This is a genomic window from Johnsonella ignava ATCC 51276, from assembly GCF_000235445.1.
Classification (GTDB): Bacteria; Bacillota; Clostridia; order Lachnospirales; family Lachnospiraceae; genus Johnsonella; species Johnsonella ignava.
Genome location: NZ_JH378829.1, coordinates 355,962 through 368,191 on the forward strand (window position 1 = coordinate 355,962; position 12,230 = coordinate 368,191).

General features: G+C 37.5%; 8 protein-coding genes. 2 read left to right on the top strand and 6 right to left on the bottom strand.

Annotation, left to right across the window (positions count from 1 at the left end; all coding sequences use genetic code 11):
- Window positions 1–21: 21 nt before the first annotated feature.
- Both fsa and HMPREF9333_RS01740 read right to left on the bottom strand, forming a co-directional pair.
- Entirely contained in the window at window positions 22–675 is a 654-nt protein-coding gene (gene fsa / locus HMPREF9333_RS01735) for a fructose-6-phosphate aldolase (protein ID WP_005539354.1), read from the bottom strand.
- Between the two features lie 173 nt (window positions 676–848).
- Window positions 849–1,694 carry a hypothetical protein gene (locus tag HMPREF9333_RS01740; RefSeq protein ID WP_005539355.1) on the bottom strand — a complete coding sequence of 282 codons (846 nt, stop codon included), beginning with the start codon at window positions 1,692–1,694 and terminating at the stop codon, window positions 849–851.
- Window positions 1,695–2,250: 556 nt separating this feature from the next.
- On the opposite strand from HMPREF9333_RS01740, the gene HMPREF9333_RS01745 reads away from it, so the two are divergent.
- A complete protein-coding gene (locus tag HMPREF9333_RS01745; RefSeq protein WP_005539357.1) occupies window positions 2,251–6,561 on the top strand; it encodes a 2-hydroxyacyl-CoA dehydratase in 4,311 nt (1,436 codons plus the stop codon).
- A gap of 154 nt (window positions 6,562–6,715) precedes the next feature.
- Complete coding sequence (locus HMPREF9333_RS01750) at window positions 6,716–7,096, top strand: RidA family protein (protein WP_005539358.1); 381 nt, start codon at window positions 6,716–6,718, stop codon at window positions 7,094–7,096.
- 153 nt (window positions 7,097–7,249) lie between these two features.
- Here the strand turns inward: HMPREF9333_RS01750 and ytvI are convergent, their stop codons facing one another.
- The 4 genes from ytvI to HMPREF9333_RS01770 all read right to left on the bottom strand — a co-directional run bounded on the left by ytvI (window position 7,250) and on the right by HMPREF9333_RS01770 (window position 11,999).
- Window positions 7,250–8,371, bottom strand: coding sequence for a sporulation integral membrane protein YtvI (gene ytvI / locus HMPREF9333_RS01755; protein ID WP_005539360.1), 1,122 nt, complete (start codon window positions 8,369–8,371; stop codon window positions 7,250–7,252).
- Window positions 8,372–8,451: 80 nt separating this feature from the next.
- Entirely contained in the window at window positions 8,452–9,930 is a 1,479-nt protein-coding gene (locus tag HMPREF9333_RS01760; RefSeq protein ID WP_005539362.1) for an O-antigen polymerase, read from the bottom strand.
- Window positions 9,924–11,627 (bottom strand): phosphoenolpyruvate--protein phosphotransferase, encoded by a 1,704-nt coding sequence (gene ptsP, locus HMPREF9333_RS01765; RefSeq protein WP_005539364.1) that lies wholly within the window; start codon window positions 11,625–11,627, stop codon window positions 9,924–9,926. The genes HMPREF9333_RS01760 and ptsP overlap by 7 nt, the downstream gene beginning before the upstream one ends.
- 102 nt (window positions 11,628–11,729) lie before the next feature.
- Window positions 11,730–11,999: an HPr family phosphocarrier protein gene (locus tag HMPREF9333_RS01770; protein WP_005539365.1), complete on the bottom strand. Its 270-nt coding sequence runs from the start codon at window positions 11,997–11,999 to the stop codon at window positions 11,730–11,732.
- Window positions 12,000–12,230: the final 231 nt, after the last annotated feature.

Below are 12,230 nucleotides of genomic sequence, written 5' to 3' on the forward strand. Positions count from 1 at the left end.
TATTGCCCGCCTTTCCCGCTTCTACTCGCCGAATACAGCCTTATAATCCTTCTGGAATTTTTCAATTCCCTGTTCTGTAAGCGGATGATTAATCATCTGGAATATTACCTGTGCAGGAACGGTAGCGATATCCGCACCTGCCTTGGCACAGTCGATTACATGTATCGGATTTCTTATACTTGCAGCTATTATCTCACATTCAATACCGTGAATTGCAAATATTTCAACTATCGTCTTTATAAGATCAATTCCCGGAGTTGATATATCATCAAGCCTTCCAAGAAACGGTGATACATAGTCAGCGCCGGCTCTTGCGGCAAGAAGTGCCTGGGCTGCGGTAAATACAAGTGTCATATTACAGCTTATACCCTCTTTGCTAAGGACATTAACCGCCTTAAGCCCTTCTGCAGTCATAGGTATCTTAATTACCATATTGTGATGTATACGGGCAATCTCTCTGGCTTCATCAATCATACCCTGTGCATCAACTGTAGTTGCTTTTACTTCACCGCTTATAGGTCCGTCAACTATATCAGTGATCTCTTTAATTACCTTGTTAAAATCCCTGCCCTCTTTAGCTATAAGAGAAGGATTTGTAGTTACACCGCATATTATACCCATATCATTCGCCTTTTTAATGTCATCAACATTTGCAGTATCAATAAAAAATTTCATCTGTTTATTATCTCCTTTATATTAAGGCTTTTTAAAGCCTTTATTATCTTAAATATATAAGTTTTAAAATCTATCCTCCGCAGTAATGTCTGCGAGTTTAAATTATATTTTAAATAAAAATACAGTTCTTTAAAGTCCGGTAATGTCAGAACTTCATACTTTTAAAGCCTTTACTATTTTACATGTATATGTGTATAAAGATGTTCCTGGCAATATTCATAATTTCCATTGCATTTTGAACAATACCTGAATTCAAGATCGTCTCCGTCTTTTTCAGTTCTGCCGCATACATGGCATTTATGTATGCTTGTAAATGGAACTATTTTTACCGCAGTTCTGTCCGCAGGTTTTTTAAACTCATATCTTCTTTTAATTTCATCAGGTGCAACCCTTTTCCAGTTCTTTCTTAAAAGGAAAAATGCCATAACATTAAGCAGACACAAAGCTATGACAATCCTTTCAAGCATATCTCCTTTAAAGAAACTGTATCCTTCCATTGCCACATATATCACGGAGAGATATTTTATCTTTACAGGCAGTACAAAATACATCCATATTATACTGTCAGGCTCTAAAAGCGTATATGCCAGAAAGATTGACAGATTAAGGTGCCCTGGAGTTATATAATAGGTATTTCCAACATAACCGCTTACATTTGTATTATAAGCAAATACAATAAATGCGGCTATAAGATGTCCCAGTATACCTGTAAATATAAATACATTATATTTAAAGCTTCCGATCCTCATCTCAATCGATGTTCCCAGTACATAATAAAGATAAGTCATGACGAACGCAAATAATATACCTGAAGACGGCGGATATAAAAGCCATGTAAATAAACGCCAGAACTGCCCCTGAAGTATGGCATATACATCAAGTGATAGATAACGAACATATATAGTATTATTCCACATATTTATCAAAAAACCCAGACAATAAATCACTGCTATATATAAGGAAAGGTTTTTTATGGCATATTTTGAAAACTTACTTTCCATATTATCAAAAAATTTCATATTCCTCCTAAATGTAAATCAATCATTTGCAAATAAATCATTTACAAATCCAATCATTTGCAAATCTAACCATTTGCAAATCTAACCATTCTTTAATGCAAATTTAATACTTAATTTAAAAACAAATAGCTTAAATAAAGTTTTTTAGGTTTTTAATTCCGTTATTATTTACAATTAATTATTAAAAATAAAAATGTAAAAGATATAACCCTACCAATTAAAACATTAAAAGCCCCTATTGTCAACCCAAACAAAAAGCCGCAAGTTGCATTTGTTTGAATTGCTTTATTAAGCCTCGTATGATAAAATTTGGATACAGTTTTATATAACACTGTATTCACCATGTCTTTTATACCTATATATAAATCTCAGGTTTTGCAGGAGCTGTTTATAAGACTGTAAAGCCATGTCTACATATCATGGTACTTTAATAAGGAGGGCTTAAAGTTTTTATTTGTTAATTTAACCTGTTTTTGACTGCATTTAAGTAAGCTCTGATTTAATCACTGTTTACCTGACATGTCAAATTCATAAATATAGCTTTAAAAATTTAATTATGAGCAGTAAAAACAATATATATATACTTGGGATTGATATAGGCTCAACCACTGTGAAGTCCGCAATTATAGATGAACAGAATTCTCTTTTGTTTTCAGACTACCGCAGACATTTCGCAAATATACAGGGAACTCTTGCAGATATATTAAGCAAGGCACAAAAACAGCTCGGAAGCATAAATATAGTTCCTATGGTAACGGGTTCAGGCGGATTAAATCTCGCAAAACACCTGGATACAGTATTTGTACAGGAAGTCGTATCGGTTGCAACAGCTTTAAAATACTTTGCTCCGCAGACTGACGTGGCAATAGAACTTGGCGGTGAGGATGCAAAGATAATCTACTTTACAGGCGGTATAGATCAGAGAATGAACGGTATATGCGCAGGCGGTACAGGTTCATTTATAGATCAGATGGCATCTCTTTTGCAGACAGATGCTCCGGGGCTTAACGAATATGCCAGAGACTACAAGGCAATTTATCCTATTGCGGCACGATGCGGTGTTTTTGCAAAATCGGATATACAGCCTCTTATAAATGAGGGTGCTACAAGACAGGATTTGGCGGCATCTATATTTCAGGCGGTTGTAAATCAGACAATATCAGGTCTTGCCTGCGGCAAACCTATAAGAGGACATGTTGCTTTTCTTGGCGGTCCTCTGCACTTTTTATCCGAGCTTAGAGCCGCTTTTATAAGAACGCTTAAGCTTGAGGGGGAGTATATAGTCGCTCCGGAAAATTCACATCTTTTTGCAGCCATAGGAGCTGCTATGAATTGTGAAAAACTTAATGCAATGCAGCTTGATTCCCTTATAAATAAACTTAGAAACGGTGTACAGATGGCACATGAGATAGCAAGAATTGCACCGCTTTTTGAAAATGACGAGGAGTACGCCGAATTTATCTTAAGACACAGTGATAATGCCGTACAAACCGGCTCGCTTTCAGACTATAAAGGAGATATGTATCTTGGTATAGATGCCGGTTCAACCACTACAAAGATGGCTTTGATAGGAGATGACGGCAGGCTGTTATGGAAATATTATTCAGGAAACAACGGCTCACCTCTTAAAACCGCAATCTCAGCCATAGCAGAGCTTAAAGAGCTTATAAATCCGGATTCACGCATAGTATATTCATGCTCCACAGGTTACGGCGAGGCACTGTTTAAATCAGCCTTTATGCTTGATGAAGGCGAAGTCGAAACAATAGCACATTATTATGCTGCGGCATTTTTTGAGCCTAAGGTGGACTGTATACTTGATATAGGCGGACAGGATATGAAATGTATACGCATAAAAGATGCGACAGTTGATTCCGTTCAGCTTAATGAAGCCTGTTCTGCAGGCTGCGGCTCATTTATAGAAACCTTTGCCAAATCACTTAACTATAATGTGATAGACTTTGCCAGAGAAGCACTTTTTGCAAAGCACCCTGTTGATCTTGGTACAAGATGTACCGTTTTTATGAACTCAAATGTAAAGCAGGCACAAAAAGAGGGGGCAACCGTAGCGGATATATCCTCCGGACTTGCATATTCAGTTGTTAAAAATGCTTTATTTAAGGTTATAAAGATATCCGATGCAAAGGATCTTGGTGAGCATATAGTAGTACAGGGTGGGACTTTTTATAATGATGCAGTGCTGCGTGCATTTGAGAAAATAGCAGGCTGCAATCCCACAAGACCGGATATAGCCGGTATCATGGGAGCTTTCGGTGCAGCACTTATAGCAAGAGAACGCCATGAAGGGCAAAAAAGTACAATGCTCTCACTTGATGATATAATAAATCTCTCATTTGAAACTTCAATGAGCAGATGTAAGCTTTGCAGCAACAACTGTGTGCTTACAATCAATAAATTTTCAGGAGACAGAAAGTTTATATCAGGCAACCGCTGTGAAAGAGGTTTAGGAAAAGACAAGCCTGTTTCAGATCATCTTAAAGTTCCGAATTTATTTGATTATAAATACCACAGAATATTTGATTATCCAACATTAAAACCTGATGAGGCTATAAGAGGCATCATAGGCATACCTCGTGTTTTAAACATGTATGAGGATTTCCCTTTCTGGGCGGTATTTTTTAAGGAACTGGGCTTTAAGACTGTACTTTCCCCCATGTCAACAAAAAAGATTTATGAGATGGGAATAGAATCAATTCCAAGCGAGTCTGAATGTTATCCTGCCAAAATTGTTCACGGGCATATAAGCTGGCTTATAAGAAACGGTATAAAAACAATATTCTATCCATGCGTTCCTTATGAGAGAAATGAAACTCCTGATGCAGGTAATCATTTTAACTGCCCCATAGTTACTTCATATGCCGAAAATATTAAAAATAATGTTGAAGAAATCGCTGAACATGGAGTTCGTTTCCTTAACCCCTTTATGGCATTTACGAATGAGGAAATTCTGACAAAGCAGCTTATAAAGGTAATGAAAAATGATTTCGGCATAGGAGCGGCAGAAGTCAAAAAAGCTGCACATATTGCCTGGAAAGAACTGCTTCAGGCTAAAATCGATATAGAAAAAAAGGGAGAGGAAACCATAAACTGGCTTTCACAACACGGCAGGAGAGGCATTGTACTTGCCGGAAGACCTTATCATGTAGATCCTGAGATACATCACGGCATACCTGAGATGATTGCTTCATTTGGGCTTGCAGTGCTTACTGAGGACAGTGTATCACACCTTGTTCCTGTTGAACGTCCGGTAGTTGTAAGCGACCAGTGGATGTATCATTCACGTCTATATAAAGCCGCAAGTTTTGTAAAAACTTCAGAGACAGTTGATCTTGTACAGCTTAATTCATTTGGCTGCGGTCTTGATGCTGTTACTACCGACCAGGTATCCGATATACTTACAGGCTCCGGAAAGATCTATACTGTACTGAAAATAGATGAGGTAAACAACCTGGGTGCAGCAAGGATAAGAATACGCTCGCTTATAGCTGCCTTAAAGGTTAGAGAAAATAAAAAATATCTGAGACATATACAATCTGCGGCATACCACAGACAGGTATTTACAAAAGATATGAAAAAAGACTATACAATCCTATGTCCTCAGATGTCGCCTATACACTTTGATCTCCTTGAGCCTGCACTTAATGCCTTTGATTATAAGGTTGAAGTGCTTCAAAATGACACAAGATCCGCCATAGATACAGGGCTTAAATATGTAAATAATGATGCCTGCTATCCGTCCCTCATAGTTATAGGGCAGATTATGGAGGCTCTGCTTTCAGGCAAATATGATTTAAATAAAACCGCAGTGTTTATGAGCCAGACCGGAGGCGGATGCCGTGCAAGCAATTACATAGGCTTTGTAAGAAGGGCGCTTGAAAAAGCCGGCATGCCTCAGATCCCGGTGATTTCGGTAAATGCAAACGGTATGGAAACAAATCCCGGCTTTAAATTCTCACTTCCGCTTTTGATTAAATCAATGCAGGCGGTTATATACGGCGATGTACTTATGAGAGTGCTTTATGCTACAAGACCATATGAGTATGTAAAGGGTTCGGCTGATGAACTTCATAAAAAATGGCGTAATATATGTACTCAGGCTTTAAGTAAGCGTGCCCCCGCATTTAAAGAGTTTAAGCAAAATATCTTTGCCATGGTGAATGACTTTGATACCCTTAAAAGAAAAGATATAATAAAGCCTAAGGTAGGAGTAGTCGGTGAAATCCTGGTTAAATTTTCACCCCTTGCAAACAACCATATAGTTGAACTCCTTGAAAGAGAGGGTGCTGAAGCTGTTATGCCCGATCTTTTAGACTTTCTGCTTTATTGCTTTTACAATAATAATTTCAGGGCACAAAACCTCGGTGCTTCTAAAAAATCCGCATTTTTCAGCAATATAGCGATAGAGATACTTGAGGGATTCAGAAAAGATGCAAAGGATGCACTTTCAGCAAGCAAACACTTTATAGCACCTTCAAGAATAAATCATATAGCCGATATGGCAAAAGAGTTTGTTTCACTCGGCAACCAGACAGGTGAGGGGTGGTTCCTTACGGGTGAGATGCTTGAACTTATAGAAACAGGCACTCCGAACATAGTATGTACACAGCCTTTCGGCTGCCTTCCAAACCATATAGTAGGAAAGGGCGTTATAAAAGAACTCAGAAATGCACACCCTGAAGCAAATATAATAGCTGTTGATTATGATCCAGGAGCCTCGGAAGTAAACCAGCTAAACAGGATTAAACTCATGCTTGCCACTGCACAGAAAAATCTTAAAGAAGCAGGTGCGGCAAAGCTAAAAAGAAATCCTCTTTCAGGTGAAAGCGAGGCTGTGGTTACAATTTAAAGAACTTAAGTTAAACCTGTAGCTCTTATTCTGCCAGACATTAAAAACATCATGATTCATACTGCATTTTAAGAGATCATATTATAATCAAAGTTTAAATTATAATTGATATTTTTTATAAATAAATATATAAAAATTTAAAAAGGAGATTTTTATGAAAAAAGAAGTTATTACATCAAATAAGGCTCCGGCAGCAATAGGACCATACTCACAGGCTGTAAAATACGGCAATCTCGTGCTTACATCAGGAGTTATACCTGTTGATCCTAAAACCGGAGATATACCTGAAACTATTGAGGCACAGACAGAGCTTGCTTTAAACTCACTTAAGGGACTTGTTGAAGATGCCGGTTCATCAATGGCAAATGTAATTAAAACAACTGTATTTATTAAAAATATGGATGATTTCGCAAAGATTAACGAGATTTATACAAAATATTTTCCGCAGCCATGCCCCTCACGCTCATGCGTTGAGGTAGCTAAGCTTCCAAAAGGCGTAATGATTGAAATTGAGGCTATCTGCTATATAGCATAAAAATTGTTTAAAAACAATGCCTTTTTTCATAAGCATTGCCTATGCTTACTAAATTAAAGGGAGGTCGCATCATACTGAATTCAGTTATTTGGAATCAGTTATTTTGCGGCACTCCCTTTTATTTTTACATAAACATTGAGCTGCTCCGTTTAGCTATATTTCTTTACGCAGATTATTTAATTCCTTTGCAAGCAGTTCCATATTCATCTTTATACCGTAAAATACGCCATATTCATAAGCTTTTAATACAAACATACCAATCGGTATTGAAACTATCATTCCGCCTATTCCCGACCATCTGTACCCTATATAAAGGCATACAAGAGTGTAGAGCGCCGGCATCCCTATTGAATCTCCTACAAGCTTAGGCTGTATAAGCTGTCTTACCGCCTGTGTTATTATATATATGGCAGCAAGTCCGAATGCATACATATAGTCTGCAGATATAAGCTTTAAAACCGCCCACGGTATAAGCACTGTACCTGTACCGAATATAGGCAAAAAATCAAGCAATGCTATAAAAAAAGCGGCAACAAATATGTATTTCACCTTAAGCAGATAAAAACCTGCAAGCAGTATAAGACCTACCACACACATTATCTTAAGCTGTGCTGCAAAATAACCCTTTATAAGTTTTTTTACATCACGTCTTATATATTCCCTGTATTTTAAAATACCGACAGGCATACATGAAACTACCTTTGATTTGATCGTATCCATATCGGCAGTAAAAAAGTATGATGCAAGTATTGTAATTACAATATAAACAAGTACATTCGGAAGTTTTTTAACAAAACTACCTGCCGCACCTGCCGTAGGAAGTGCAATATTTTTTATAATTCCCGATGCCGAATCATTGATATTCCTGCCAATTTCCGAAAACATATATGTTCTATCGGAACCGTCAATCATAAACCTTGATAAAAGTTCTCTGAAAGTACTGGCTATATCGGCACTTACAGTTTCATAAAGCTCCGGGAGTATATTTATAAATCTGCCTGCAAGCATAAAAAGCCATGAGAAAGTTATATATATCAGCCCTATAATCACGGCAAGTACTGAAACTATTATTATAATTGAACCGTGCTTTCTGTGTATTTTAATCCTTCCCTCAAGAAACCTGACCACAGGATTTGCCGCCATGGCGATAAGCCATGCGATTATAAACGGCATAAAATACTTAAATGCGGCTACTGCAAAAAAAGCTGTCGCAAAAACCGATACAATCGGTATCAATATATTCATGCAAAGAATCAATATTCGTTTTGAGCTCATAAAATCACCTCATCACTTAAGCTCCTTTAATATCCTGTAAAACTTAAAAAAGCTGAAAGTAGAAAAGCATAGACTCTTTATCACTTAAGTTCTTTTAACTTTACAGTCCGTGCATAATAATTATATATATAATAAAGTATGGAGGTTACACCCAGGTAAAACCATGTAGTAGGATTTGAAAACCATGTAGTAAAAAATGAAAATGAAAAATATACTGCAAACTGACCGTAAAACATAAAGGCTATGGGATTTTTACATCCGTCAGCCGCTTTTTCAAGCCTATATGCCGCAGCCGATAAAGCTGCTGCCAATATTACTACACCGGCTATATTAAAGTCATAATAGGCATCATAAAAAATAGTAAGTGTACTCAGCTCGGTCTTTGTAGTATAAAGAGGAAAATTTATAAGCTGAGGAAATATAAATTTAAGTCCTGTAAGTGCAAAAAACGGAAAAAGCATTTTAAGTCCCATTGAATGTTTAGGAAGCTCTATGACAAGTTTATTAAAATTATCATAATTATTTGCCACATATATATAAGGCTGGCTTATAAATATAGGCAAATTCCATCTCATCTCAAATATTGAATTCAGGTAGGGTATATCATGACTTCTTGCAATAGTAAGCACCACATACACGGGTATTATAAAAAGCACTGCCGGCAATGCCGTCTTCTTTAGCGGAGTATCCCTTTTAATGCTTAAAAAACATATAACCGCAAGCATTACTGCAAATATAAATTGAAATCTTGATACACAAAGTATAGGCACTGAAAATGATATGAGATTTGATATTACAAGCACCAGCTTTTCAATCAGACTTATATCCTTCGCAAAAAGCAAATAAATCACGGAAAGTGCCGGTACAAGCACACACATTACAGTAAAATAATGGAGTCCGGATATATGAAAATAAGAGTATGCATGTGGAACACCTCTTGTAAAAAGAGGTATATATCTAAGTACAGACGCCTCTATTATAAAAGCAATTAAAGAAATAAGGCTCATAACCGAGACTGAATACAATATTATACTCATATGCTCCGGTCCGTTATCTTTGAGCGGATTATCCCGCATTATCCCATCTTTTGACGACTTGGATTCATTTGTGCCGTCTTTACATGGTTTATATTCATCTGTCTTGTCTTTTGATGAGTTATAGTCATTCGTCCCGTTTTTAGATGATTTATCCTCAGCTATCTCATCTTTAATCAAGTTACATTCAGGCGTTTGGGCATTTCTCAGTGCATAGGGTGAACCGAATTTATTACATGCCCATCCAAATATCAGCCAGAAGGATATAAAGCCCAGAAAAAAGCAAAGCCATGTAACTATATGCCAGCTTTCCTGCAAATAAGACAGCTTAAAACATGATATTCCCTGCCCGCCTACAAAGCTTAATGAAAAAAGCCCTCTCAGATTAATAATACTGCCCGCCTTTAATCCCTCATTATAAAATAAATAAATTGCAGCACCTGTTAAAAGAATCCCGGATACGGCATAAAGCCGCATCCGGTCAGATAAAAATGCTGCCAGATAACATATTGTATATATCAGCATATCCCTTCAAGATAATGCCTTACTTCTTCCTCGGTGGCAAAGCTTAAGGCTTTATCAGCAATCTCCTTTAATAATGCGGTATCATAGCCCATAACCGCTTTTCTGGTCTTTAATATGGAGGAGGCACTCATTGAAAACTCATCAAGCCCCCATGCAAGAAGGAGCGGTACCATCTTCGGATCCGCAGCCGCCTCGCCGCACATTCCCACACTTATACCGGCATTTTTGCCTGCATATATAATATTTCTGATGCTCCTGAGTACGGCAGGGTTATAGGTTGAATACAGATAGGATATCTTTGTATTGCCCCTGTCAACCGCAAGTGTATACTGTGTAAGATCATTGGTTCCTATACTGAAAAAATCCGCCTCTTTAGCTATGACATCAGCCATGATTGATGCAGCGGCAGTTTCCATCATAACACCTATCTCAATACCTCTGTTATATTTAATCCCTTCAAGGTCAAGCTCCTTCATAGCCTCAAGCACTGCCGCCTTTGCAGCCCTAAACTCATCAACACCTGTTATAAAAGGAATCATTATCTTTATATTTCCAAATGCACTCGCCCTTAAAAGAGCTCTAAGCTGCGGTTTATAGATATCATCTTTTCTGTCAAGGCAAAGCCTTACAGCACGATACCCTAAAAAAGGATTTTCATCTTTCTCTATATTCATATATGGAATTTCCTTATCGCCGCCTATATCAAGAGTTCTTATAATTACAGGTTTCCCTCCCATAATCAGAGCAACGCTTTTATAAGCCTCAAACTGCTCGTTTTCACTTGGAGCCGTATTTCTGTCCATAAATAGAAATTCCGTCCTGAAAAGCCCTATACCTTCAGCATCATATTCAAGTGCTTTTTTAGCATCATCAGGATTTCCTATATTGGCTGCAAGCTCAACTCTCACACCGTCAAGAGTTTGTGAAGTTTTTCCTCTATATGAATTAAGCTCTGATCTCTCTCTTAAAAAGGCATCTCTTTTTCCCTCATATTCGGCAAGTGTCTTTAAATCAGGATTTATACAGATCTCTCCGCTGTCTCCGTCAAAGCATACTATATCCGCATCATTTACATATTCAAGTATATCAGCTGCACCTACCACAGCCGGTATCTCAAGTGCTCTTGAAAGTATAGCACTATGTGATGTCCTGCCCCCAAATTTTGTAACTATACCGCATATATTTTCAGGATTAAGACCGGCAGTCATAGAAGGAGTTAAATCCTGTGCTACAAGTATACTTCCTGCCGGAATCAATGCAGTATCCACAGTTTCTATACCAAGAACCGCCTTTATAAGCCTGTTTCTTATATCCTTCATATCTGCCGCTCTCTGCTGCATAAGCTCATCATCCATTGAGGCAAATATATCCGCATAATTACCGCATACACTGTCTATCGCCGATTCCGCACATATCTTTTCGTTTTTAATAATTCCCGTAATCTCATCAATAAGTGCCGGATCAGACATAAGCAGTACATGCCCGTTAAGTATCTGTGCTTCAGTTTCTGAAGCTTTTTCTTCAAGTATCCCGGCAAGCCTGGCAGTTTCCTTTTTAGTATTTTCAAGTTTCTCCATAAACACTTCAATCTCTCTGTCCGCATCGTCGATATACCTTTTTAAAACCTCAGGCAATACATCATTCACTATAACCGCTTTTCCTATACCTATGCCTGAAGATGCTCCCGTCCCTTTCATATTCCCTCCTTTTAAATATTATGATGTAGGTGTCAAAAATATTTGACACTTATTGATACAGGATTGCTAAAGCTTAATAAATTATCTTTACTGCTTTATATCCTATTCATTTTCACCGAAACCGTCATCGGCAAGTGTACATACAGCCTCAAGTGCTTCTTCTTCATCAGTGCCTTCACATACAAATTCTATCTCATCACCGAATTTAATACACACTCCAAGTACACTTAACACGCTCTTTGCATTTGCACTTTTATCACCGAAGTTAATCTTTATCTTTGATTTATATTTAAGCGACTCCTTGCATAAATTTCCGGCAGGCCGCAGATGCAGTCCGCTGGGATTTATAATTGTAATTTTGCGGCTGACCATATATCATATTCCTTTCATATGCAGATACTTACCTGTATAAAGTTTAGCCCTTGACTACTTTGTAGCTGCCTTATTTTTTGAATTACTTCTATTTACCGGTATAAAATTCCGTTCATATTTCGGTTTTATAGCAGTTTTACACCTGATTTATATCTGATTAAGGCTGCATTTTTTATCAAAATAATTCTCTATAACTCTTTCCGGAATCAGGGTAAGGATAATTTTCTTCCG

Coding starts and splice junctions, on each gene's coding strand:
- HMPREF9333_RS01740 (WP_005539355.1), bottom strand. CDS start 1,694: ATGAAATTTTTTGATAATATGGAAAGTAAGTTTTCAAAATATGCCATA.
- fsa (WP_005539354.1), bottom strand. CDS start 675: ATGAAATTTTTTATTGATACTGCAAATGTTGATGACATTAAAAAGGCG.
- HMPREF9333_RS01750 (WP_005539358.1), top strand. CDS start 6,716: ATGAAAAAAGAAGTTATTACATCAAATAAGGCTCCGGCAGCAATAGGA.
- HMPREF9333_RS01745 (WP_005539357.1), top strand. CDS start 2,251: ATGAGCAGTAAAAACAATATATATATACTTGGGATTGATATAGGCTCA.
- ptsP (WP_005539364.1), bottom strand. CDS start 11,627: ATGAAAGGGACGGGAGCATCTTCAGGCATAGGTATAGGAAAAGCGGTT.
- HMPREF9333_RS01760 (WP_005539362.1), bottom strand. CDS start 9,930: ATGCTGATATATACAATATGTTATCTGGCAGCATTTTTATCTGACCGG.
- ytvI (WP_005539360.1), bottom strand. CDS start 8,371: ATGAGCTCAAAACGAATATTGATTCTTTGCATGAATATATTGATACCG.
- HMPREF9333_RS01770 (WP_005539365.1), bottom strand. CDS start 11,999: ATGGTCAGCCGCAAAATTACAATTATAAATCCCAGCGGACTGCATCTG.